Genomic DNA, 22,718 nt, shown 5'->3' on the forward strand with positions numbered 1-22,718 from the left:
GCCGGTCAGCGTTGGTCGGTGGGCTGCCGGCGGAACCGGTCGACCAGCCGCCGCCAGTAGAGCTTGGCAGCCACGGCGGCACCGGCGACTCCGCCGACCACCGCCTGCACGATGAGGCTGCCGGATCCCGCGTCCAGGTAGGCCAGATGGATCACCGACCGCTCCTTCCCTCGCCGTCACGACACCGACGTCCCGAGCGGTAGAGCACTGAGGCTTTTGACCCGGAAAGCCGGACTTGTCTGACACCGTACGCCGGTCCTCGTCGCCGTGAAGGGCACACGGTCCACTCGACCCCCGTCCGTTTCGTTCAAGACAGCCGGTGGACGGACTCCTACCGTGAACGCCATGACTCTCCGGTTCGACTTCCTCAGCCTTTTCGTCACCGACATGGCCCGCACCCTGGACTTCTACCGCCGGCTCGGGCTGGAGATCCCGCCCGGCGCCGAGTCGGAACAGCACGTCGAGGCGACTCTCACCGACGGCGTCCGCATCGCGTGGGACCACGTCGACATGGTCCGCTCGTTCAGCCCCGGGTGGACGCCGCCCACCGGCAGCTCGCGGATCAACCTCGCCTTCCGCTGCGCGGAACCGGCCGAGGTGGACCGCAGGTTCGCCGAGATGACCGAGGCCGGTTTCCACGGCGAGCTGAAGCCGTGGGACGCCTTCTGGGGCCAGCGCTACGCCGTGCTGCGCGACCCCGAGGGCAACGGCGTGGACCTGTACGCCCCGCTCGCCGAGGGGTGAGCCCGGCTCAGCCGGTGAGCAGGGCGGTGGGCGGGACGCCGGCCAGGTCCCGCACGTCGCGGGTGAGGTGCGCCTGGTCGGCGTAGCCGCAGACGGCGGCCACCTCGGCCAGCGGCGTGCCGGCGCGGGCCAGGTCGAGCGCCCGGCCCATCCGCAGAATCCGGGCGAGGGTCTTCGAGCCGTAGCCGAACAGGTGTCGGCAGCGGCGGTGCAGCACACGCGGATCCATGTCGAGGTCGGCGGCGATGGCGGCGACCGGGACGCCGGCCGCCGCCCCGGCCGCGACCCGGGCGGCGAGCCGGTCCGGTCCCCCGGCCGCGCGGAGCCTGCGCGCGGCGAGCGCCGGCAGCAGCGCCGCCGGGTCGTCGGCGGCCCGCTCGACGAGGTCGGCCGCCGCCCGGTCGCCCCAGAGCGCGGCCAGTGGCACCCGGCTGTCCCGCAGCTCCTCGGCGGGGACGCCGAGCACCGCGGGGCCGACGCCGGGCGGAAACCGCAGGCCCACCCACCGCTCCCCCGGCGCACTGACGCTGACGAAGGCCCGCCGGTCGGGCCCGGCCACCAGCAGCCCGGCCACGCTGGACCAGATCAGGTCGACGCAGCCGTCGGGCAGCACCCGCGTGGCCCGGGCGCCGCCCGGGTTGGCGCTGGTCCACAGGACCGCGCCGGCGACGCCCGCGGGACGCTCCCGGTACATGCGCCACAGCCTGCCACGCGGGTACGACACCGAACCGCGACGGCGCCGATACCCTGCGTACGTGGGGTGGGTGGTGGTGGACGCGCCGCTGGACTCGTCCGGCCGGGGCCGGGGCGAGCAGCGGGCACCGGCCGCGCTGCGCCGCGCCGGTCTGCTCGCCGCCACCGGGGCGGCCGACGGGGGCGAGATCGACGCCTGGATGCGGGACCCGACCCGCGACCCGGACAGCGGCCTGGTCGGCGCCGCGGCGGTACGCCGGGCCGGCGAGGCCATCACCGTGCGGGTCGGCGAGCTCGTCGCCGCCGGCCGGCGACCGCTGGTGGTGGGCGGCGACTGCGCGATCCTGCCCGGCATCTGCCGCGCCCTGCCACACGACGTGGACCTGTGGTTCGTCGACGGCCACCCGGACTTCTACGACGGGGTCACCTCGGAGACCGGCGAGGGCGCCGACATGGATCTGAGCGTGATCACCGGGCACGGCCCCGCCACCGCCGTGGGCGTCGACGGCGCGTTGGTCGAGCCGCACCGGGTCCACCTGCTGGGGCACCGGCCGCCGACGGACGACGCCGGGCGCCGGGAAGCCGCCCGCGTCGACCCGGCGATCCACCAGCTGCCCGCCGCCGAGCTGCGCCGGCGCGGGCCCGCGGCGGTCGGCGCGGCGCTGGCCGGTGGCGGCGACGGCCCCGCCTGGCTGCACCTCGACCTCGACGCGGTCGACCCCCGCGACCTGCCGGCGGTGACCTACCCGGAGCCGGACGGGCTGCGCTGGCCCGACCTGGTCGCCCTGGTCACGCCGCTGGTCCGCGCCGACCGGCTGCTCGGCATGAGCGTCGCCGACCTGAACGCCGACGAGGACCCCGACGGACGCCACGCGCGGCGCGTCGTCGAGGTCCTCGCCGAGGTGCTGGGCGGCTGAGCCGACCGCACGGCGGGCCGGCGGGCCCGTGGGGCCCGCCCACCCGCGTGGCCGGCGGTCGGATCGGCACCGCCCGTTCAGGTCCGGCGGTGGTGCATCCCGAGCCGCAGCAGGACGAACCGCAGCACCGTCGCGACGAGGTTCGCCCCGACCAGGACGGTGAGTTCGAGCGGACGGCCCGGCGCGGTGGTGGTCGCGTGCAGCGCCGCGAGGGCGCCGCTGGTGAGCGCCAGGCCGAGCCCGAAGGCGAGCAGCCCCTGCAGGTGGTGCCGGCCCGCGTGGCGGCGGCCGGAGATGCCGAAGGTCAGCCGCCGGTTGGCCGCCGTGTTCGCGACGGCGGTGAGCAGCAGCGCCAGCAGGTTCGCCGACTGGGCCCCGAGGAGCCCGCGGGTGGCCACGAAGAGCAGCAGGTACGCGAGCGTGCTGGCCACGCCGACCGCGGCGAACCGGGCCAGTTGCCGGGGCAGCCCGACCGGCACCCGGGCCGGCGGGGCGGCCAACGGCGCCCGACCGAGCTGTTCGCGCAGTTCGGCCAGCGGTAGCGCGCCGGTCAGCAGCGCCCGGCCCAGCCGTCCGATGCCCCGCAGGTCCGCGTACGCGGTGGCGAGGATGTCCACCCGGCTGTCCGGGTCGTCCACCCAGTCCACCGGCACCTCGTGGATCCGCAGGCCGGCCCGCTGGGCGAGCACCAGCAGCTCGGTGTCGAAGAACCAGCCGGTGTCCCGGACCAGCGGCAGCAGGCTGGCCGCCACGTCGGCGCGGATCGCCTTGAATCCGCACTGCGCGTCGGAGAACCGGACCGCGAGGGTGCCGCGCAGCAGCAGGTTGTAGGCCCGCGAGATCACCTCCCGCTTGGCGCCCCGGACCACCCGCGCGGTACGGGCCAGCCGGGTGCCGATCGCCAGGTCGGAGTGCCCGGAGATCAGCGGCGCGACCAGCGGCAGCAGCGCCGCCAGGTCGGTCGACAGGTCCACGTCCATGTACGCGAGCACCGGCGCGGACGACTCCGACCACGCGGCCTGCAGCGCGCGTCCGCGGCCCTTGGCATCCAGGTGCCGGACGCCGACCGACGGCAGCTCGGCGGCCAACGCCTCGGCCACCGCCAGCGTCGAGTCGGTGCTCGCGTTGTCGGCGATCGTGATGCGGAACGGGTACGGGAAGTGCGTGCTCAGGTGGGCGTGCAGCCGGCGTACGCACGGGCCGAGGTCGACCTCCTCGTTGTGGACGGGGACCACCACGTCCAGCACCGCGGTCGGGGTGGCCGGCGTGGCCCGGGTGACGGCGTGCGCCTCGCGGGAGCGGCTCATGCTCGGCCCTCCCGTCCGCTGGTCAGGTCGTAGACGGTGACGCCGTCGACGGTCTGCGCCTCGAACGTCGACGCCACCCAGAAGTCGATCTCGGACGACGCGGAGCTGCCGCCGTTGGCCCGGAAGCCGCCGCCGCCGAGGAAGTAGTGGATCCGCCCCTCGGCGACGTACCGCTGGAACTGGGTGAGGGTCGGTGACGGGTCGCTGCCGTTGAACCCGCCGATCGGCATCACCGGGTCGCCGGTGGCGAGCTGGTAGCCGGAGGCGTTGTTCGACCCGACGGTGGCGGCCACCCAGGTGTACCGGTCGCTGTCCCGCTCCAGCAGCGCGCGCAGCGCCGCGCTGGGCTCGCGGGAGTCGAGCAGTCCGCCCATGCCGCCGCCCTGCTCCGCACGGCCGGCACCGCCCTGGCCGGGCCAACCGCCTGGAAACCGGCCGCCGCCCGGGAACTGGCCGGGGCCGCCGGCGTTCGCGCCGCCGGGGAGCTGCCCCGCGGCGCCGGTGTTCGGGTCGCCGCCGGGTGCCTGGCCCGTGTTCGCGCCGCCGGGGAAGCCGGGGAACCGACCCGGCGTGCCCGCCGTGCCGGTCTGTCCATCGGGGAAGGCGCCGCGCCGGGCGCCGTCCGGGCCGCCGCTCATCCGGCCGCCGGGGAAGCCGCCGCGACCCGGACCCGCCGCGACGGCCGGCCCGGCGCTCGGGATCGAGCCGGTGTGCGCGGTGGCGGCGGTCTGCACGGAGTACGCGACCGGTCCGGCGAGGGCGGCGGCCGCACCGAGGGTGAGCACCACCGGCACCGCCCGTCGGGGCAGCCGCTCGACCAGGACGGTCACGGCCGCGGCGGCGAGCCCGGTGACGAGCACGGCGGTGCGCAGCCACGGGTGCCAGTCGGGGCTGCGGCCGAGCAGCAGCCACGACCACCAGGCGGTCACCGCCAGGGCCCCGGCCAGGGTGGCGGTGGCGGCCCGGGCCCGCCACACCGCCCGCCGGTCTCCGGCGGTCGCTTCGGCGTCGACGCGGGAGCCGTCCACGCCAGCGGTCGGACCGGGCACGCCGTCGGCCGTCCCGTCCGGAGCGACCGCTGCCGTCGAGCCGTCCGGCGCGTCCGGTGCGGTCGACGCGATGTGCGGGGCCGGACGGGGAGCCGCCGCGCGTTGACGCCAGAGGAGGGTGGCGCCGATGCCGACGAGCGCGCCGACCGCCGGCGCGAGCGCCACCGTGTAGTAGGCGTGGAAGATGCCCGACATGAAGCTGAAGATCGCGCCGGTGACCAGCAGCCAGCCACCCCACAGCAGCAGCCCCGCTCGGGCCCGGTCGGTGCGGGGCGCCCGCCCGGCCACCAGCAGGCCGGCGACGAGCAGGATCAACGCGGCCGGCAGCAGCCAGGAGACCTGACCACCGACCTCACCACCGAACATCCGCAGCCAGCCGGTCTGCCCCGAGAACGGTCCCCCGCCGCCCATTCGGCCGCCGCCCCCGCCGACGCTGCCCACCTCGTCGCCGGTGATCCGGCCGAGGCCGTTGTAGCCGAGCGTCAACTCCAGGATGGAGTTGGACTGGGAGCCACCGATGTAGGGCCGCGCGTCGGCCGGCACCAGCTCGACGATCGCCACCCACCAGCCGGCGGTGACCACCAGGGCGAGCCCCGCGAGGAGCAGGTCCCGGATCCGCCGCCACGGCCGGGTCGGCGCGGCCAGCAGGTAGACGCCGGCGAAGACCGGCACCACCAGGAACGCCTGGAGCATCTTGGTGAGGAAGCCGAGGCCGACCAGGGCGCCGGCGAGCACGATCCACCGCGCGGCGGCCGTCTCGACGGCCCGGACGGTGGCGTACGCGCCGGCCACCAGCAGCAGCACCAGCAGCGCGTCGGGGTTGTTGAAGCGGAACATCAGCGTCGCGACCGGGGTGGTGGCGAGCACGGCCCCGGCGAGCAGTCCGGCGACCGGGCCGTACCAGCGGCGCACGGTGGCGTACAGCACGCCGACGGAGGCGACCCCGCACAGCGCCTGGGGGACGAGCATCGCCCAGCTGTTGAGGCCGAAGATGCGGACGGACAGGGCCATCAGCCACAGCGAGGCCGGCGTCTTGTCCACGGTGATCGAGTTGGCCGCGTCGGACGAGCCGTAGAAGAACGCCTTCGCGCTGACCGATCCGGCCTGCACGGCCGCGGCGTAGAAGGAGTTCGCCCAGCCGGAGGCGCCGAGGCCCCAGACGTACAACAGGCCGGTGGCGAGCAGCAACGCCGCGACGGCCGGACGGGTCCAGCTTTGGGCCGCTTGTCGCGGCGCTGATCCACCATCCCGGCCGGTGGGCCGGGGCGCGGTTGCGGCGACGGCGGGCACGGTCAGGGTCTCGGTTCTGTCCATGCCGGCAACCCTCGGTGGCTGGGCTGGCCGGGCCCCGTGCGCCGGCTATGCGTCCGCTGTGGGATTCGGCAGCCGGACCGTGAACACGGTCTGGCCGGGCCGGCTCTCCACGGCGACCGTGCCGCCGTGCGCCTCCACCACCGCCGCCACGATCGCCAGGCCCAGGCCGGTGCTGCCGTGCGCCCGAGACCGGGAGCTGTCCCCGCGCGCGAACCGTTCGAAGACCTCGGGTTGCAGGTCGGGCGGCACGCCCGGGCCGTCGTCGGCGACGCTCAGCACGGCGGCGTCCGGGTCGGCGCGCAGCGTGGTGGTGACCGTGGTGCCCGGTGGAGTGTGCACCCGCGCGTTCGCGAGCAGGTTCGCCACCACCTGGTGCAGCCGGGCGGAATCGCCGGGCACCCGGATCACCACGTCGGGCAGGTCGAGCTGCCAGCGGTGCTCGGGACCGGCGACGTGCGCGTCGCTGACCGCGTCCACGACCAGCGCGGACAGGTCCACCGGCGCCATCGCGAGGGGCCGGCCGGAGTCGAGACGGGCCAGCAGCAGGAGGTCGTCGACGAGGCTGGTCATGCGGGTGCTCTCCGACTCGACCCGGCGCAGGGCGTGCGCGACGTCGGGCGGGACCTGGTCGCGGCCCCGGCGGGCGACCTCGGCGTACCCGCGGATCGCCGCGAGGGGCGTCCGCAGCTCGTGGCTGGCGTCCGCGACGAACTGCCGCACCCGGGTCTCGCTGGCCTGACGCGCGGCGAGGGCGGCGGCGACGTGCCCGAGCATCCGGTTGAGCGCGCCGCCGACCCGCCCCACCTCCGTACGCGGGTCGGTGTCGGAGTCCGGGACCCGCTCGGAGAGCGCCACCTCCCCCCGGTCGAGGGTGAGCTCGCTGACCCGGCCGGCGGTGGCGGCGACCCGGTTGAGCGGGCGCAGCGCGGCGCGGACGATGAGCGCGCCGAGCCCGCCGGCGACCAGTAGCCCGGCGGCGGCCACCCCGGCCTGGGCGACGATCATCCACATGACCGTCTCGTCGACCCCGGCGAGCGGGATGGCGACGGCCACGACCACTCCGCCGGCCGTCTCCCGGGCCACCGCCCGGTAGTCACCCCGGGCGCCGAGGTCCACAGTGTGCGGTCGTCCGTCGGTGGCCAGCCCCGCCAGCGGGCGGACGTCGGTGGCCGGCACCGCCTCGACGCCGCCGCTCTCGGTGCGGCTGCCCGCGAGGGTCGTCCCGTCGACCACCCGTACCGCGATCGAGCCCGGCGGGAACCCGCCCGGCGGCTCGGGCGGACGCGGTTCGCTGCCGGCCTGCCGGCCCGGCCACGGCGGCTGCGCGCCCTCCCGGAACCACTGTGGCCCGCCGGGGCGGCGGTCGTTCATGGTGAGCTGGTTGTCGACCTGCTGGACGAGGAAGTGGCGCAGCGCGACGGTGGTCAGACCGCCGATCCCGACGCTCACCAGGGCGAGCAGACCCACCACGGAGAGCACGAGCCGGCGACGCAGGGACCAGCCGGCGAGCCGTCGGCGCGGGGCGGGCGAGGGCCGCCGCCCGGTGGGGTGCTCACTCTGCCGGCTTGAGGACATACCCCGCGCCGCGCAGCGTGTGGATCATCGGCTCCCGGCCGGCGTCGATCTTCTTCCGCAGGTACGAGATGTAGAGCTCGACCACGTTGGCCTGCCCACCGAAGTCGTAGTTCCAGACCCGGTCCAGGATCTGCGCCTTGCTGAGCACCCGGCGCGGGTTGCGCATCAGGTAGCGCAGCAGCTCGAACTCGGTGGCCGTCAGGGTGACGAGCTGACCGCCGCGGCGTACCTCGTGGCTGTCCTCGTCGAGGGTGAGGTCGCCGACGGTGAGCACGGCCTCCTCGCGGGCGGCGACCGCGAAGCCGGAGCGGCGCAGCAGCGCGCGCAGCCGGGCGATCACCTCCTCCAGGCTGAACGGCTTGGTGACGTAGTCGTCGCCGCCCACCGTCAGCCCGGCGATCCGCTCCTCCACCGCGTCCCGGGCGGTCAGGAAGAGCACCGGGACGGTGGGCGTCTGCTCGCGCAGGCGGCGCAGCACCTGGAAGCCGTCGAGGTCGGGCAGCATGACGTCGAGCACGACCGCGTCCGGCTGGAACTGCCGCGCCGCGGTGAGGGCCGCCATGCCGTTGCCCGCGCTGCGCAACTGCCAGCCCTCGTAGCGCAGTGCCATCGACAGCAGGTCGGTGAGCGTCGGCTCGTCGTCGACCACCAGCACCCGGACCGGCTCGCCGTCCGGGCGGCGCAGCTCGATGCGGCCCTGCGCGGCCTGCCCCTCCATGACCATGCCCTCCATCGTGGGCGTGTTCCCTGTGTGGCGACCCTGGGCACCCTGTGTGCCGGCTGTGCGCGCCACTACTCGGAGACGCCGAGGGGGTCGGTGCGGACGAAGCGCATCGTCCAGGCTCCGCCGCCGTCGGGTCCCTCGCGTTCGTACAGGTGGTCGGGGCCGCCCTGCACGGGCCCCTCGCCCCGCGGGTGGCGCATCACCCAGCGCGCGGGTGGGCCGCCGTCGGGCTCGGCGGGCAGATCCCGGACCAGGTCGTGGGCCGGTCCGCCGACGAAGCGTACGGTCACCTCACTCATCGCCGTCCCCCTCGGTGTCCGGGTCGGCACTGTGGGTGACGCCGCCCCCGGCTCGCAAGCTACCGCAAGGACCAAACGGGCGCAGCACGCCGGCCCTTCTTGATCACCACGGTTTGCCCTGTTCGAGGCCCGGGTACCGCGTCGTGCAGGCGCCCACCGGGGCGTGGGACGAGGGGAGTCGACCGATGCGGACGCTGGACGGGCGGTACCGGCTCGAACAGCGCATCGGGATCGGCGGGATGTCCGAGGTGTGGCGCGCCCACGACCTGGTCCTCGACCGGTCGGTGGCGGTCAAGCTGATCTCCCCCGGCCAGGACCGAGACGGCTCGGTCGAGCGGATCCGCGCCGAGGCCCGCGCGGCGGCCCGGTTGGTTCACCCGAACGTCGCCAGCGTCCACGACTTCGGCACCTGCACGACCGGGCCGGACCGCCGGACGCCCTACATCGTCATGGAGCTGGCCGAGGGCGAGACGCTCGCCGCGCACCTGCGCGCCGGCCCACTGGACTGGCGCATCGCGACACGCGTCTGCGCCGAGGTGTGCGGCGCCCTGGCCGCGGCGCACGCGCACGGCATCGTGCACCGCGACGTGAAGCCGGCGAACGTCATCCTCACCCCGGCCGGCGTGAAGGTCCTCGACTTCGGCATCGCCATCCCGTCCGGCACCCCGGACCCGCTGCCGGACGGGATGGTCGTCGGCACGCCGGCGTACCTCGCGCCGGAGCAGCTGGACCGGGCACCGGCCACGCCCGCCGCGGACATGTACGCGCTCGGCGTCCTGCTCTACTACTGCCTGACCGCGCGGCTGCCGTACCCCGCCGGGACCACGACGCAGTTGTTCGGCGTCCGCCGCCGGCAGGAGCCGGACCCGCTGCCGGAGATCGCGGGCCTGCCGCCGGAGGTGGCGGAGCTGTGCCGCCGCTGCCTGGCCGACGATCCGGCCGAGCGGCCGACGAGTCTGGTCGCGGCGCTGCTGCTGGCCGAGGCGGTGGACGCGCGGGTATACGTGCCGATGCGGCTGCCGTCGGTGCCACGACCGCGACGCGCGGCGGTCCGACCCTGGACCGAGCAGGCGGCGGAGGAGGTCACCGAGGTGGCCCCCGGACGGCCCTGAGCCGACGTCCCGGCCGCCCCGGGCACGGTTTCGCCGCTCGGGGGCCGGGTAGCCGTCACGGCGAGTGACGGGAGGAACGCGATGCCGGATCCGAGTTCCTGGCTGCATGAGGCCACCGCGACCGCCGAGGGCGGGCACGTACGAACCGACGACGGAGGGCTCTCCACCGCACTGGCGTCCCCGCTGGCGGCGCACTGCACGGGACTGCGACCCGAACAACTGCTGGCCGCCGCGTTCGCGTCCTGCCTGCACCACGCCGCCGTGGAGGCGGCTGGGGAGATCACCGACGAGTCGCACACCGTGCAGGTACGCGCCGAGGCAAAGCTGGGGCGCGACGACGACGGCCGGTACCGGGCGGACGTGCACGCCGAGATCGCGTCGGCGGGGCTGACCCGGCAGCAGCTCGCCCAGTTGGTCGAGTACGCCGACCGGCTGTGGCCGTTCTCCAGCGGCGACAACAGCCGCCACCGGCTCACCGTCACGCCGGCCGAGAACGGCCGGCACTAGCCGACGTCACCAGCGGAAGCTCGCGGTGACCGCCCGGTGGTCGCTGTCCGGGGTGCGGCGCACTCCGGCCGAGGTGGCGGTCAGCCCCCGGTAGAGCACGTGGTCCGGACGGGTGACCGGCACCGCAGCCGGCCAGGTGAAGCCGAAGCCCCGTCCGGCGTCGGCCTGCGCGTCGTCGAGCAGCCGGTCGAGCGGGGCGAACACCCGGTCGGTGCTGGCGGTGTTGAGGTCACCGAGCACGACGAGGCGTGGCGCCGGGTCCGCGCGTATGCGGGCGGCCAGGGCGGCCACCGTCTGGTCCCGGGTGGCGGTGTCGCCGGCCCGGGCGGAACCGAGGTGCACCACGTAGACCGCCAGGTCGCCGCTCGGGGTGTCGACGACCGCGCGCAGTGCCCGCGTCCAGCCGAGGCCGGTGTCCACGCCGGCGCCGTCGCGCACCGGATAGCGGCTGTAGAGGGCGACCGTGGAGACGGCGACCCGGTGCGGGTGGCCGGGACGCAGGACCTCGGCGACCGGGGTCTCGTCCCCGACCTCCTGCAGGGCGATCAGGTCGGCGTCGGCGAGGGCCCGGACGGTCGCGGCCGGGTCGGGGTTGCTGACGCGCAGGTTCTGGCTCGCGACTCGCAGCCCACCGGCGGTCGCGCTCGCGGCCGGCCCGGAGCGCAGCCAGGGCCCGGCGTAGAGCGCCGCCCAGACGACGGCGGGGAGCAGCACCGCGACCAGCGCGAGGCGTGCGCGGCGCAGCAGCGCGGCCAGGGCCAGCAGCGGCACGCCCGCACCGAGCAGCGGAGTGACGCTGTCGAGCAGGCTCCCGAAGCCACGCACGTTGGGAACCGCCCGGTGACCGGCGAGCACCCCGGCGAGGAGCACGGCCGCGGCGGTGAGCAGCGTTCCGCGCCGCCGGCGGCGGGGGGCGTCCGGCCCACCGTCCGTTCGGTCGTACGGCTGATCGGCACCTCCGCCGAACGGCGGAGGAGTTGCCGGGTGTCGCGCCGGCTGCCCAAGATCACCCATGTGCCCAGCTTATGACGGCATTTCGGTCATAGCCGTAATACCCGAGATCAGTGGTCCATCACCTTCGTGGGCTGTCGCGGATAATGACCCGGCCGAAGGCGGCAAATTGTGGCGCATGCCACCAACCCGGCAGCTGGAAACGCTCCCCGGACCCCCTAGCCTCGGCGGGTGCATCCCGACGACCCCTCCGACCAGAAGCTGACCGCCGCCGAACCCACCACCGGTTCGACGGAGCGGGCATCCACCGAACGGACGATCGGCCGGCACCGGGCCCCCGAGCCACCCCGGCGCGGCGCCCGGGCGGTGCTCACCTCGACGCCGCTGCGGGTGGCTCTCGCCACCGGCGTCTCCTGCTGTCTCGGCTTCGCCGCGTACGCCGGCGTCCGGGACGACACCCCCGAGCGCAAGGAGCCGCTGGCCGAGGCGGTGGCCGACCGGGCCGCCCTGGCCGACCAGCGCGCCTCCCGATCACTGGAACGCACCGCCTCCCCCACCCCGGTCAGCCCCAGCCCCACCCCGACCCCCACCCCCACGCGCGCCGCGACGAAGAAGCCGGCCCCGAAGAAGCCGGCCAAGCCCCGCCGGCCCAAGCCGGTCGCCGGGCTCACCCAGGCACAGATGGACAACGCCAAGGTGATCGTGGACGTCGGCCGGGACCTCGACGTGCCCAAGTTCGGCATGATCATCGCAGTCGCGACCGCCATGCAGGAGAGCACCCTGCTCAACTACGCGAGCGGTGTGCTGCCCGAGTCGCAGGACTACCCGCACCAGGCCATCGGTTGGGACCACGACTCGGTCGGCCTCTTCCAACAGCGGCCCAGCAGCGGCTGGGGTACCGTGGCCGAGCTGATGCGCCCGGCGTTCGCGGCACGCGCCTTCTACCTCGCGCTGCTGGAGGTCCCCGGCTGGCAGGACATGAGCCTCACCGTGGCCGCCCAGACCGTGCAGGTCTCCGCGTTCCCCGACGCGTACGCCCAGCACGAGGACCGGGCCACGGAGGTCGTCGAGGCGCTCACCTGAGCCGCGGCGGGCCGGACCCGCGACGCTACTCGGCGCCCCCGGCCGCCGCCCGGGTCGCGGGCACCCCGGTGGCACCGGCCGCAGCGGTCGGGGTGTCCACGGGCACCGGCTCGGTGCCCAGGCCGCCGAGGATCTCGTCAACCCGGGCCTCCCGCCGCCGGCGGGCGTACAGGGCCGCCTCGAAGTCACGGCGCGCCTGCACGGCCTCGGCGTACGCCCGCTCGCGCAGCTGCCGGGCCTCCTCGCGGGCCGCGTCCAGCTCGACGCGTGCCCGGGCCAGGATGTCCGCCGCCTCCCGCTCCACCTCGCCGAGACCGCGCCCCGCCGCCGCGCCCGCCGGGTCTGTTCGGCGGAGCAGACCGCAGAGGCCGCTGGCCTCCTGCCGGATCCGGTCCCACTCCCGACCGTCCCCAGCGGCGCTCTCCGCCAACGCCGCGAGCCGGGTCAGCCGGACCCCCAACTCGTCCAGGCAGGAGTCCACCTGCCACTGGTCGTAGCCCATGTCCACGACGGAGAACCTCATACTGTCGCCCCCAGGCAGCTGGTTGTTCTTCCCCACCTGGGATCCTCGGCCGCGCCACGCGGACCCGCACGAGTTCGGGAAAAATGTTCACCATGCGCGCGGGTGGCCCGGCCGCCGTCCCACCGCAGGAGGGGAAACGTCGCCGGGCAGGCGCCCGTCAGGGACGCTTGGGCAGCACGACCACGCGGCCGAAGAACTCGTCGATCCGGTGCACCACGTCGTTGAAGTCGTCCAGGTCGATCGGCTTCGTCACGTACGCGTTGGCCTGCAAGGTATAGCTGCCGACGATGTCCGTGTCCGCGTTCGAGGTGGTCAGCACGACGATCGGGATGGTCCGCAGGTCCTCGTCCTGCTTGACCGCGCTGAGGACCTGACGCCCGTCCATCCGCGGCATGTTGAGGTCGAGCAGGATGACGTCGGGGCGGACGGCCTCCGTGTGCCGCCCCTCGGCGCGGAGGAACTCCATCGCCTCCTCACCGTCGCCGACCACGTCGATCACCTTCTCGACGTCGGAGTCCCCGAGAGCCTCCTCGATCATCAGCACGTCACCCGGGTCGTCGTCCACCACGAGGATGCGGACCGGGTTCGGGCGGGGAATCCCCATGAGCTACCTGCTTCGGGTCGGGGGAAACGGGACCTGACGGTCACATGCTGGCGGGGAAATCTAGCCCATCACGGGACGATCCGCGACGCCGGGGCGGGGGGTGGCCGGCTCGCAGCCCAGCACCTCGTCGATGCCGGTGAGACGCAGCACCCGCTCGACGGAGCCGGTGGCGCCGGTGACCCGCAGCCACCCGCCGTCGACCGCCGCGCGGTTGTCGGCGCGGACGAACGCGGCGATGCCGGTCGAGTCGCAGAACGTCAACTCGCTGAGATCCACCAGCAGCCGGCGCTCGCCGGCGGCGGCCAGTCGGTCGATCACCGCGTTGAGCTGGGGCGCGGTGCTCACATCGAGCTCTCCGGCCAGGCGAAGGTACGTCCCGCCGTCGTCGCGCTCGCCGTGCGTGACGGTGAACGTCACCGTGCCCCCCTCGCTCCCGCCACCACGGGATGTTTGCAGTGTGGCAAGTATACGCGGAGGGTGTCAGCGGGCCACCCGGCCCGACCCGTCAGGCCGCGTCCTGGCGACCGAGCAGGGACCGGCCCTGGTCCAGGTAGCGGGCCGCCCGGGGGAAGTCCCGCAGGACCCGGCCGTAGTGCGCGAGGCTGAGCCCGAGCGCCGCGGGCGGCACGCGACGACTGGTCAGGATCGTCACCAGCCACTCCACGAACTCGGTGAACAGCGAGCCGTCGTCCACGTAGAGGGCCGCGGCCAGGAAGTCCACCAGGTAGCCGAGGTCGCTGACCGTCGAGTCCAGTTGGGGCGGCGTGTAGGACCGGGTCGCCGGCGCCCGTTCCCGCAGGTCGGCCAGCGCGCTGTCGATCAGCTCGGCCCGCCGGGTCACCAGGCCGGCGTACTCGTCGTCGGCCAGGTGCGACAGGTCGGCCACCGGGACGCGGCGCAGCGCCCGCTCGTCGGCGATCAGGTCGGCGGCGGACGGGGCGTCCGGCGCCCACGCCACGCCGAGCCGGCGGGCCCAGCGGCCGTCCGCACCGAAGCCCCGCCCGCCCACCACGACCGGGACGTCCGACCGGCGGCACACCTCGATCATGCGGTGCGCGTGCGGCAGCCGCATCGGCAGCGCGCAGGCCAACGCCACCGCGTCCGCGTCGTGCCGGTGCAGGTAGGACACCAGATGGGCGGCCGGAACGCTGGCGCCGAGGAAGGTGACCTGCCAGCCGTGCAGCCGCAGCACCTCGGCGACCAGCCGGGGCGGGAGGGCGTGCCACTCACCGTCCATGCAGGCCACCACGACGCGTCCCCGGGTCGGCCGGGGCGCGGCGTGGTCGGCCACCGCGGCCACCACCCGCTCGCTGATGTGCGTGGCCGCGTGCTCCTGCGCCACGCTCCACTCGTTGCGCGCCCACCGCTCGCCGACCTCGGCCTGGGCGGGTGCCACCAGGTCCAACAGCACCCGCTCGGCGGGCACGCCCCGCGCCAGCAGACCCCGGGCGACCTCGATCGCGGCGTACTCGTCGGCCTCGTCCAGGCAGGCCAGGTAGCTGGAATAGACGCTGGCCGGTCCCGCGTCGGCGCTGGCGGTGGTGGTCACCGGCCCTCCTGCGCCGGGGCGCCCGGGCCCGGAACCGCGTGCAGGTGCCGGGTGGCCCGGCCGGCCGGCCCGGACGCCCGCAGCGCCAGGACGGCGATGTCGTCGTGGTCGCCGCGCCCGAGCCAGTCGCAGGTGACCTGCTCGACACGCTCGGCCAACGCCGGAGCGGGCATGCGGTGGCAGTCGGTCAACGTGTCGACCAGGCGCTCCGGGCCGAACTGCTCGTCACCGCGACGGCCGCCACGCGCCTCGGTCACCCCGTCGCTGTAGAGCACGCAGGTCTCGCCCGGGGCCAGCCGCACGGTGGCCTCACCGATCCGCGGATCCGGGACGACACCGATCAACATGCCGCGCAGCGGCACGGTCTCGACCTCCCCGCTGGCACGCAGCACGAGCGGGGGCAGGTGCCCTCCGCCGGCCATGGTGAGGGTCAGCCCGCCGTCGCGGTGCGGACGCACCACGCCGAGCACCAGGGTGGCGAACCGACCCTGACCGTGGGCCTGGGTCGTCTCCAGCAGCGCGTCGTTGAGCAGACCCAGCAGGCGGCCCGGGTGCGACTCCACGCGGTGCAACGCCTGGAGGCACTGTCGCAACTGGCCGGTGAAAACCGCCGCCTCCACACCCTTGCCGGACACGTCGCCGAGGAAGAACACGGACCCGCCGTCGGGCAGCCGGTGCGAACCGTAGAAGTCGCCGCCGATGCGCAGACCCGCCTGCGCCGGCCGGTACGCCGTGCCCCACTGCACCCCCGCCGTCTCGGCCGGCTCGACCGGCAGCAGGCTGGCCTGCAGGGTGTCGGCGACCTCGGCCTGGTCCCGGTAGAGCAGCGCCGTGGTCAGCGCGGCACCCGCCCGGGCCGCGAACGCGCGCAGCAACTCGACCTCGGCCTCGTCGTACCAGCCGGTGACCCGACGGGCGACCAGCAGAACCCCGGCCGGGGCGTCCGAACCGGGCAGCGGCACCACCCGGGCGTCGGCGTCGCCCGCCGGGAACCCCGGCAGCCAGCCCGCCTCGACCGCCTGCTCGACCAGCCAGTCAACCGCGTGCGGCTCCAGGCCGCTCAGGCCGTCCGCGATCGCGGCGGGCAGCTCGGCGGCCGCGAGCACGCCGTTGTCCACCACGGGCGTCTCGTCGTCGGCCCGGGACGCCCGCCACCAGCGCGCGCGACCCGAGCGGGGGGCGAGCACCAGCACGGCCACCTCGGCGAGGGTCGGCACGGCCAGCCGGACGACCGCCGCCGCGGCGCGGTCGGGATGCAGGGGGTTGCCGAGCTTCTCGCCGACGACGGCCAGGAACGCCGAACGCGCCCGCTCGGCGAGCAGCGCGTCGGCGCGGCCCACGCTCTCGGTGACGTCCTCGACGTACCAGCAGCAGCGCCCACCGGACAGCGGCACGCGGCGGGCCTTCAACCGGCGGGAGCGGTGCGTGAACCCCGCCGGATCGGGGTCGCCGGCGAGGCCGGAGATGCCGGACGCGGCCAGCACCACGCCGGGGGTCACCTCCGGCAGCAGGCGCCCGGCCACGGGGCTCACGTGTCGGACGACACCGTCGGCGTCGCAGACCACCAGGCCCTCCCGGAGGTGCTCCACGACCTCCGACCAGTCGGGGGTCGCGAGCGGCCGGTCGGGGGCGAGTGACGGCAACGCGGCCGGCGGGCGGGCGGGTGCGGCCGGGGACCACGCCGAAGCCGGTGCGGCACTCGACGTGGAGACCCGTCCGTCGCCCGGGTCCCAGTCCCTGACGTCGGCGGCAGTCACCAGCTAAGCCCCACTCCTCGTCGCCCCGCGCTGCCCCCGGGGAAACCGGAGGCGGTGGTCTTATCCTTCCGACCACCCTACGCCGCCACGCCGACGGCGCCACCCACGCCGAGGCGGGGGCAGGTCACCGGCCCCGGACGGCGCCCGCCGGTGGGACCTCGACCGCGGTGTCGGGCGGCGGCGAACGCCGGTTGTTACGATCCGGGCACCCGACCGGAGTCAGCGAAAGGCGTGATCGTGGTACCCCACGGGCGGACACCCGAGACGACACCGCTGACGCTGGCCGTCGACCGGTCCGACCCGGACCGGCCCGTCATCCGGGTGGGTGGCGACCTGGCCTACACCACGGCGGCACCGCTGCGCGACGAGATCGACCGTGTCCTGGCCGCGAAGCCGTCCGTCGTCGCCCTCGACTTCGCGGACCTGCTGTTCATCGACAGCACCGGGCTGGCCGTGATCGTGCACGCGTGGCGGGAGGGCCAGCCGGGCGGCACCGCCGTCGAGTTGCGGTCCGTGCCGCGCTTCCTGGCCACGATCCTCGACCTCACCGGCGTGACCGGCCTGCTCGCGCGCCCGGCCCCGGCGGCCGGGGTGACCGACCTCGTCAGCCGCCCGGCCTCGGAGGCGACGCCCAGGTCGGACCGGCCGACGGCCAGCGCCTGAGCGCTCCGGCGACGACCGCGCCGACCCTCGGCTTGCGCGTACGCGCCGGCCTGCGACCATGAGGACATGGCCGCGCCGCTGTTGACCATCGAGGTGAGCCGCCACGACGGCGGGCGCGCCCGGGTGCGACTGACCGGTGACCTCGACTTCGACACCGCACCGCAGTTCGTCGACGCCGTCACCGAGCTGCGCCGGGACGGCTACCAGACCATGGACGTCGACCTGACCGGCGTCACCCTCTGCGACTCCTCCGGCCTCAGCGCCCTGCTCGTGGCCCACCGCGCCGGCGTCGGCCCGGTCCGGCTGAGCGGCCTCAGCCCCGCGTTGCGGCACCTGCTGGACCGCACCGGCCTGGCGGAGGTGCTGGCGGTGACGTCGTCGTCCGGCGACGACCAGCGAGCCACCGGCTGACGCGCCCACCCCGGGGCCGCGCACCGACCGCCACCCGATCGGTGCACGGCGGGGTGGCCCCCGACCCTGGGACCTGGGGCCGGGGGCCGGAGTAGTGCCTACTGTGCGGTGACGGGCTGCAGCCGCGGCCCGTCGTCGCGCCGGTCCCCGGCCGCCAGGGGCGGCTCCGCGTCCTCGGGAGGGCCGGCATCCGGCGTCTGGAACAGGTAACGGACGAACTCCCCACCTGCCTCGTTGTCGTCCGCTCCGGGCCACTGACCGACGCAGTCCACCCCGATCACCTCCCGCCCGGTGCCGTCGGCCTCCTCCAGCAGCGCCCACAGGCTCACCGGGTAGCAGCGGGTGACCTCGGGCGAGAGGCGCCAGCGGGCGTACCAACCCGGCCGGGCGGGGACGATCTCGACGATCCGCTTCATGACGACCTTCCCTTCCGCGTACCTCGGAAGAACTCCGGTCACTGCCCCGATCGTGCGGGCCGGACGGGTGACCCCTCCTCACCCACGGCGGGTGAAGCCTGGCCGACCGCCCCACCGGCCCGACGAGGAGCGTCCGTTTCGCTCCCGGCGACCCCGGGAAGGCGACCCGCGGAACCATGGATCCCCAGCGGAAGGGTGCCACCATGCGCAAGCAGATGGAGGGTGACAACCAACGCCGCCGGACACTCGCCCGGCAGGCCCGCGAGCAGGGCCGGCAGCCCAGCGAGACGGGCGCCAGCCTGAGCGCGTCCAAGCAGCTCACGCACCTCGACCAGGGCAAGCGCGCCGGGCCGCCGCCGGCCGGCAGCCGGCACAAGCCGGACCCGACGCGCGGCGGGCCGTCCCCACCGCAGGGCGGAACCCCGGCCAACCCCCGGCCGCTGGTCCCGCCGGGCGTGGACGCCGCGGCGACCCCGGTGGGCTACCAGGACCTGGTGGAGAACGTCCGCCGCCGGGCCGGGGTCGACTTCCGGACGGCCAAGGTGGGCGCCGAGGCCACCGTGCTGGTCCTGGCCTTCGCGCTGGGCCAGGCGGAACGCCGACGGCTCCTCGCGGCGGTGCCACGGTCACTGCACGACGTGCTGCCCGCCGACGGCGTCAAGGAGAGCCGGGACCTGCCCGGTTTCCTCGCCGAGGTGGGCCGGATCAGCGGCAACACGCCGGAGCAGGCCCGCTACCAGGCCGAGGCGACGCTCGCCGCGCTCGCCGACGCCGACGGTGACCTGATCGAGTCGCTGCACGTGCCGGAGAGCCTTCGGGAGCTCCTGGAACCACCCGCGGTCGGCGGTGGCCTGGTCGGCGCGGACACCGCGACGCCCCCGCTCGACGAGGTGGAGCTGGAGGCGGCGCTGAACGGGCTGCCGTACTGGTCCGGTGACGAGAGCGGCCTCTACCGGGTTGTCGCCCTGCCGCCGGACAACCTCGACCGGGTCCTGGACCGCGTCGAGCAGTTGCGGCAGGAGACCGGGCGAGCGCCCGCGATCGCCCGCCCCGGCCGGACCGCGGCGGTGCTCACCGTCCGTTCCCGGCGGGCCGGCGCGGTGACCGCGGCCGACCTGGACCTGGCCCGCCGCATCGACGACGCGATCGACGAGGCGGGCGCCGGGATGGCCGGTTGACCGCGGGGACCGGCGGGCCGCCACCCTGGCCCGCCGGTCCCCGCACCCGCCCGGACGACCGATCGGCTAGCGTGCCGGGCATGGACCGCGCCGCCCGGCTGGAGCTGGTCGCCGATCCGGTACGGCGCACCGGACGCATGCTGCTCGCCGATGGCGTCGAGCAGTCGTACGTCGACGTCGCCGACCCGCGTCACCTGCATTTCGACTACGTACGCCGGATGGCGTCGGTCGCGGACGCCGCGGCGCCGAAGGGGGCGGCGCTGTCCGTGCTGCACCTCGGTGGTGGCGCGCTGACCCTGCCCCGCTACCTGGCCGCGACCCGGCCCGGCTCGGCGCAGCTTGTCGTGGAGCGCGACGAGGCGGTCGTGGAGCTGGTCACCGGCGGTCTGCCGCCGCTCGCCCCGGAGATCCGCGTCGAGATCGCCGACGCGCGCGACGCGGTCGTCGCCGCCCCACCCGACTCGTACGACCTGGTGCTCGCCGACATCTACCGGGCGGCCCGGATGCCCCGGCACGTCCGGACGGTGGAGTTCGTGGCGGAGGCGGCCCGCACGCTGCGCCCCGACGGCATCTACCTGGTGAACCTGACCGACCTGCCGCCTCTGGTGTCGACCCGGGTGCAGGTCGCCACCCTCGCTGCCGTCTTCGCCGACGTCTGTCTCGTCGCCGACCGCCGGATGCTGCGCGGACGGCGGTACGGCAACCTGGTGCTGGCGGCCGCGACCCGCCCCGGACGGCTGCCGGTCGCCCGGATCACCACCGCCGCCCTGCGTGACCCGATCCCCGGCCTCGTGCTGCACGGACCGGCCTTGGAGAGGTTCGTGGCCGGTGCCGTGCCCGTCACCGATGCCGACACCACCGCCGGGTGAGGCCGGTACCGGACGTGGGTGTCGTTTCGGGTTTCCACCGCCCGCACCGGGGTAGCCGCGGCGGATGAGTGACGCCGACGACCGGAGGACCGCCCGACGGGCCCTGATCGTCATCGGCCTGCTCCTGGCGACCACGATCGGGCTGGCGCTGGTGTACGCGACCCGCCGGGTCCTCACCTGGATCCTGATCGCGGCGTTCTTCGCGGTGGCCCTGAAGCCGCTGGTCGATCTGGTGCAACGGCGACTGCTCCGGCGGCGCGCCCTGGCCACGCTGCTCGTCTTCGTGGGCACCTTCGTGGTGCTGACCGCGCTGGCCGCGGTGATCGTCGTACCGCTGGTGGACGAGGTGGCGCGGTTCGTCGACCACGCCCCGCAGTTGCTGCGGGAGACGAAGGCCGGGCGCGGCCCGATCGGCCGTCTGGTGGAGCGGTTCGGGCTGCGGGAGTACCTGGCCCGCCACTCCGACCAGGTGGGCCAGTTCGGCGAGCGGCTGCGGCAGCCCGCGTTCGGGGTGCTGCGCGGCGTGGTCGAGACGGTCGCCGGGCTGGTCACGGTGATCGTGCTGGCGTACCTCATGGTGCTGGAGTCCCCGCGGATCACCGCGACGGTGCTCGCGGCGGCGGGCGAGCGGCGGGCCCAGCGGTGGCGGCGCCTCGGCCACGAGATCTCCCGCACCGTCACCGGCTACCTGACCGGCAACGTGCTGATCAGCCTGATCTGCGGCCTGCTGACGTTCGTGGTGCTCCTGGTGACGGGTGTGCCGTTCGCCGCGGTGATCGCCCTGCTGGTGGCGATCGCCGACCTGATCCCGCTGGTCGGCGCCACCCTTGGCGCGGTCATCGCGGCCGTGGCCGGCTTCGTCCACTCCCCCACCGCGGGCATCGTCGTGCTGGTCTTCTTCGTGGTCTACCAGCAGTTCGAGAACCACGTGCTGCAGCCGATCGTCCTGTCCCGGGCGGTGCGGCTGAACCCGCTGACCGTGCTGGTGAGCGTGCTGCTCGCCGCGCAGCTGGCCGGCCTGGTCGGCGCGCTGCTCGCCATCCCCGCGGCGAGCATCGTGCGGATCCTGCTGCGCGAGTACGCCCCGCTGCGCCGCCCGCCCTCCCCCGGCGACGGCGTCACCGGGTAGGCCGTCACCGGTTGCGGACCGGCATCTCCGGGGCGGTGCTCTCCAGCGGCACCGCGTTCGCCGGCACGAGGCCGAGCTGGACCGCCGGGCGGGTCAGGGCGGCGTCGAGCACCCAGTCCGCGCTCACCCGCGTCCGGTTGCCGGGCATGGCGAGCAGGTGGTAGCCGCGGGTGACCGCCTTGGCCGGCAGCCCGGCGAGGTTGACCTTGAGCGGGTTCGCCGCCGCGTCCTTGCCGCCCAGGTCGACGACCCAGCCCAGGTCGTGGTGCTTGTAGGTGCGGCGGCGTCCCTTGCCATAGGAGGCCGCGATGTTGTGGGCGGCCAGCTTCCCCTGGCGCTGCGCGTGCTGGGCGGTCATCGCGCAGACCTGCCCGGGATGGGTCACGTCGGGCACCGCCGCCGCGTCGCCGCAGGCGTACACCTCGGGGAAGCCGGGGACGTTCAGGTACTCGTCGACCACCAACCGGCCCCGCTCGGTGCGCAGGCCCAACTCGGCGACGAACGGGTCCGGACGCACGCCGACGCACCAGACCAGCGAGCAGGTCGGCACGTACTCGCCGTCGGTGAGCTTCACGCCGTCCGCGGTCGCCTCGGCCACCGAGGTGCCCATCCGGACGTCGACGCCGCGCCGGTCGAGCACGCGGTGGGCCGTGTCCGACATCCGCTTGTCCAGCTCGGGCAGCACGCGGGGGGCGACGTCGAGCAGCATCCACTTGGGCCGCACGGTGAGCCGCGGCCGCTGGGCGTGCAGGGCGTCGGTGAACAGCTGACCGTGCGCGGCCACCTCCGTGCCGGTGTAGCCGGCGCCGACCACCACGAACGTGGCCCGGGCCTGCTGCTCGGCCGGGTCCTCCGCCTGCTCGGCCAGCTCGATCTGCCGCACGATGTGGTCGTGCAGGTAGAGCGCCTCGGGCAGGCCGCGGAAACCGTGCGCGTACTCGGTCACGCCGGGGATGGGCAGGAGCTTGTTGACGCTGCCCACGGCCAGGACCAGCCGGTCGTACGCGATCCGGTTGCGGTCCCCCTCCGCCTGGGTGAAGCCCACCCAGCGGTTCTGCAGGTCCACCTCGTCGGCCTCGCCGATCACCACCCGCACGCCACGCAGGGTCCCGGTGAGCGGCACGGCGATGCGTTTCGGCTCGACCACCCCGGCCGCGACCTCGGGCAGCAGGGGCAGGTAGAGGAAGTAGTCGGTCGAGTTCAACACCACGATCTCGGCGCGGTTGCCGGCCAGCCGGCTCAACGTCTTCGCCGCGTGGTAACCGGCGAATCCGGCCCCCACGATCACCACACGAGGTTTCGTCATTGCGGACCCGTTCCCGTCCACACGCACGACAAACGTGC

The 22,718-nt window shown here is 75.1% G+C and carries 25 protein-coding genes; 10 read left to right on the forward strand and 15 right to left on the reverse strand.

Annotation, left to right across the window (positions count from 1 at the left end; genetic code table 11):
* Nucleotides 1-5: 5 nt before the first annotated feature.
* Entirely contained in the window at nucleotides 6-155 is a 150-nt protein-coding gene (locus tag GA0070620_RS32915; RefSeq protein ID WP_007459587.1) for a hypothetical protein, read from the reverse strand.
* A 190-nt stretch (nucleotides 156-345) separates the two neighbouring features.
* On the opposite strand from GA0070620_RS32915, the gene GA0070620_RS08430 reads away from it, so the two are divergent.
* Nucleotides 346-744 (forward strand): VOC family protein, encoded by a 399-nt coding sequence (locus GA0070620_RS08430; protein WP_091589334.1) that lies wholly within the window; start codon nucleotides 346-348, stop codon nucleotides 742-744.
* Nucleotides 745-751: 7 nt separating this feature from the next.
* Here the strand turns inward: GA0070620_RS08430 and GA0070620_RS08435 are convergent, their stop codons facing one another.
* Nucleotides 752-1,438, reverse strand: a complete 687-nt coding sequence (locus GA0070620_RS08435; RefSeq protein WP_091589335.1) for a helix-turn-helix domain-containing protein — start codon at nucleotides 1,436-1,438, stop codon at nucleotides 752-754.
* Nucleotides 1,439-1,499: 61 nt separating this feature from the next.
* Between GA0070620_RS08435 and GA0070620_RS08440 the strand changes: the two genes are divergently transcribed.
* Nucleotides 1,500-2,354 carry an arginase family protein gene (locus tag GA0070620_RS08440; protein WP_157741564.1) on the forward strand — a complete coding sequence of 285 codons (855 nt, stop codon included), beginning with the start codon at nucleotides 1,500-1,502 and terminating at the stop codon, nucleotides 2,352-2,354.
* Between the two features lie 77 nt (nucleotides 2,355-2,431).
* On the opposite strand, the gene GA0070620_RS08445 is transcribed toward GA0070620_RS08440, so the two are convergent.
* The 5 genes from GA0070620_RS08445 to GA0070620_RS08465 all read right to left on the reverse strand — a co-directional run bounded on the left by GA0070620_RS08445 (nucleotide 2,432) and on the right by GA0070620_RS08465 (nucleotide 8,622).
* Nucleotides 2,432-3,661, reverse strand: coding sequence for a glycosyltransferase (locus GA0070620_RS08445; RefSeq protein ID WP_091589337.1), 1,230 nt, complete (start codon nucleotides 3,659-3,661; stop codon nucleotides 2,432-2,434).
* Nucleotides 3,658-6,024 carry a glycosyltransferase family 39 protein gene (locus tag GA0070620_RS08450; protein WP_091589338.1) on the reverse strand — a complete coding sequence of 789 codons (2,367 nt, stop codon included), beginning with the start codon at nucleotides 6,022-6,024 and terminating at the stop codon, nucleotides 3,658-3,660. The genes GA0070620_RS08445 and GA0070620_RS08450 overlap by 4 nt, the downstream gene beginning before the upstream one ends.
* 45 nt (nucleotides 6,025-6,069) lie before the next feature.
* Nucleotides 6,070-7,599, reverse strand: a complete 1,530-nt coding sequence (locus GA0070620_RS08455; protein ID WP_091589339.1) for a sensor histidine kinase — start codon at nucleotides 7,597-7,599, stop codon at nucleotides 6,070-6,072.
* Nucleotides 7,577-8,317, reverse strand: coding sequence for a response regulator transcription factor (locus GA0070620_RS08460; protein WP_091598352.1), 741 nt, complete (start codon nucleotides 8,315-8,317; stop codon nucleotides 7,577-7,579). The genes GA0070620_RS08455 and GA0070620_RS08460 overlap by 23 nt, the downstream gene beginning before the upstream one ends.
* Before the next feature lie 74 nt (nucleotides 8,318-8,391).
* A complete protein-coding gene (locus GA0070620_RS08465) occupies nucleotides 8,392-8,622 on the reverse strand; it encodes a hypothetical protein (RefSeq protein WP_091589340.1) in 231 nt (76 codons plus the stop codon).
* A 185-nt stretch (nucleotides 8,623-8,807) separates the two neighbouring features.
* On the opposite strand from GA0070620_RS08465, the gene GA0070620_RS08470 reads away from it, so the two are divergent.
* Nucleotides 8,808-9,734, forward strand: coding sequence for a serine/threonine-protein kinase (locus tag GA0070620_RS08470; protein WP_091589341.1), 927 nt, complete (start codon nucleotides 8,808-8,810; stop codon nucleotides 9,732-9,734).
* A gap of 81 nt (nucleotides 9,735-9,815) precedes the next feature.
* Complete coding sequence (locus GA0070620_RS08475; RefSeq protein WP_091589342.1) at nucleotides 9,816-10,241, forward strand: OsmC family protein; 426 nt, start codon at nucleotides 9,816-9,818, stop codon at nucleotides 10,239-10,241.
* Nucleotides 10,242-10,247: 6 nt separating this feature from the next.
* On the opposite strand, the gene GA0070620_RS08480 is transcribed toward GA0070620_RS08475, so the two are convergent.
* Nucleotides 10,248-11,255, reverse strand: coding sequence for an endonuclease/exonuclease/phosphatase family protein (locus GA0070620_RS08480; RefSeq protein WP_091589343.1), 1,008 nt, complete (start codon nucleotides 11,253-11,255; stop codon nucleotides 10,248-10,250).
* 168 nt (nucleotides 11,256-11,423) lie between these two features.
* Between GA0070620_RS08480 and GA0070620_RS08485 the strand changes: the two genes are divergently transcribed.
* Nucleotides 11,424-12,275, forward strand: coding sequence for a hypothetical protein (locus GA0070620_RS08485; RefSeq protein WP_091589344.1), 852 nt, complete (start codon nucleotides 11,424-11,426; stop codon nucleotides 12,273-12,275).
* A gap of 25 nt (nucleotides 12,276-12,300) precedes the next feature.
* Here GA0070620_RS08485 and GA0070620_RS08490 read toward each other — a convergent pair whose 3' ends face one another.
* From GA0070620_RS08490 to GA0070620_RS08510, 5 genes are all read right to left on the reverse strand, one after another.
* Nucleotides 12,301-12,798, reverse strand: a complete 498-nt coding sequence (locus GA0070620_RS08490; protein WP_091589345.1) for an ATPase — start codon at nucleotides 12,796-12,798, stop codon at nucleotides 12,301-12,303.
* A gap of 157 nt (nucleotides 12,799-12,955) precedes the next feature.
* Complete coding sequence (locus tag GA0070620_RS08495; RefSeq protein WP_091589346.1) at nucleotides 12,956-13,402, reverse strand: response regulator; 447 nt, start codon at nucleotides 13,400-13,402, stop codon at nucleotides 12,956-12,958.
* A gap of 60 nt (nucleotides 13,403-13,462) precedes the next feature.
* Nucleotides 13,463-13,819, reverse strand: coding sequence for an STAS domain-containing protein (locus GA0070620_RS08500; protein ID WP_091589347.1), 357 nt, complete (start codon nucleotides 13,817-13,819; stop codon nucleotides 13,463-13,465).
* Nucleotides 13,820-13,907: 88 nt separating this feature from the next.
* Nucleotides 13,908-14,951, reverse strand: coding sequence for a cobalamin B12-binding domain-containing protein (locus tag GA0070620_RS08505; protein WP_091589348.1), 1,044 nt, complete (start codon nucleotides 14,949-14,951; stop codon nucleotides 13,908-13,910).
* On the reverse strand, nucleotides 14,948-16,708 hold the full coding sequence (locus tag GA0070620_RS08510) for a PP2C family protein-serine/threonine phosphatase (protein WP_091589349.1): 1,761 nt from the start codon (nucleotides 16,706-16,708) through the stop codon (nucleotides 14,948-14,950). The genes GA0070620_RS08505 and GA0070620_RS08510 overlap by 4 nt, the downstream gene beginning before the upstream one ends.
* Nucleotides 16,709-16,939: 231 nt before the next feature.
* Here GA0070620_RS08510 and GA0070620_RS08515 point away from each other — a divergent pair, with 231 nt between their 5' ends.
* Nucleotides 16,940-17,371: an STAS domain-containing protein gene (locus GA0070620_RS08515; protein WP_091589350.1), complete on the forward strand. Its 432-nt coding sequence runs from the start codon at nucleotides 16,940-16,942 to the stop codon at nucleotides 17,369-17,371.
* A gap of 66 nt (nucleotides 17,372-17,437) precedes the next feature.
* Nucleotides 17,438-17,782: an STAS domain-containing protein gene (locus GA0070620_RS08520; protein WP_091589351.1), complete on the forward strand. Its 345-nt coding sequence runs from the start codon at nucleotides 17,438-17,440 to the stop codon at nucleotides 17,780-17,782.
* Nucleotides 17,783-17,880: 98 nt separating this feature from the next.
* Here GA0070620_RS08520 and GA0070620_RS08525 read toward each other — a convergent pair whose 3' ends face one another.
* Nucleotides 17,881-18,198 (reverse strand): hypothetical protein, encoded by a 318-nt coding sequence (locus tag GA0070620_RS08525; protein WP_091589352.1) that lies wholly within the window; start codon nucleotides 18,196-18,198, stop codon nucleotides 17,881-17,883.
* 203 nt (nucleotides 18,199-18,401) lie between these two features.
* On the opposite strand from GA0070620_RS08525, the gene GA0070620_RS08530 reads away from it, so the two are divergent.
* The 3 genes from GA0070620_RS08530 to GA0070620_RS08540 all read left to right on the forward strand — a co-directional run bounded on the left by GA0070620_RS08530 (nucleotide 18,402) and on the right by GA0070620_RS08540 (nucleotide 21,374).
* Nucleotides 18,402-19,376 (forward strand): 4a-hydroxytetrahydrobiopterin dehydratase, encoded by a 975-nt coding sequence (locus GA0070620_RS08530; protein WP_091589353.1) that lies wholly within the window; start codon nucleotides 18,402-18,404, stop codon nucleotides 19,374-19,376.
* A gap of 80 nt (nucleotides 19,377-19,456) precedes the next feature.
* Nucleotides 19,457-20,245, forward strand: a complete 789-nt coding sequence (locus GA0070620_RS08535; RefSeq protein WP_091589354.1) for a spermidine synthase — start codon at nucleotides 19,457-19,459, stop codon at nucleotides 20,243-20,245.
* Between the two features lie 64 nt (nucleotides 20,246-20,309).
* Nucleotides 20,310-21,374: an AI-2E family transporter gene (locus GA0070620_RS08540; protein WP_091589355.1), complete on the forward strand. Its 1,065-nt coding sequence runs from the start codon at nucleotides 20,310-20,312 to the stop codon at nucleotides 21,372-21,374.
* A 4-nt stretch (nucleotides 21,375-21,378) separates the two neighbouring features.
* Here the strand turns inward: GA0070620_RS08540 and GA0070620_RS08545 are convergent, their stop codons facing one another.
* A complete protein-coding gene (locus GA0070620_RS08545) occupies nucleotides 21,379-22,680 on the reverse strand; it encodes an NAD(P)/FAD-dependent oxidoreductase (RefSeq protein WP_091589356.1) in 1,302 nt (433 codons plus the stop codon).
* Nucleotides 22,681-22,718 lie beyond the last annotated feature (38 nt).

It is taken from the genome of Micromonospora krabiensis, from assembly GCF_900091425.1.
Classification (GTDB): Bacteria; Actinomycetota; Actinomycetes; order Mycobacteriales; family Micromonosporaceae; genus Micromonospora; species Micromonospora krabiensis.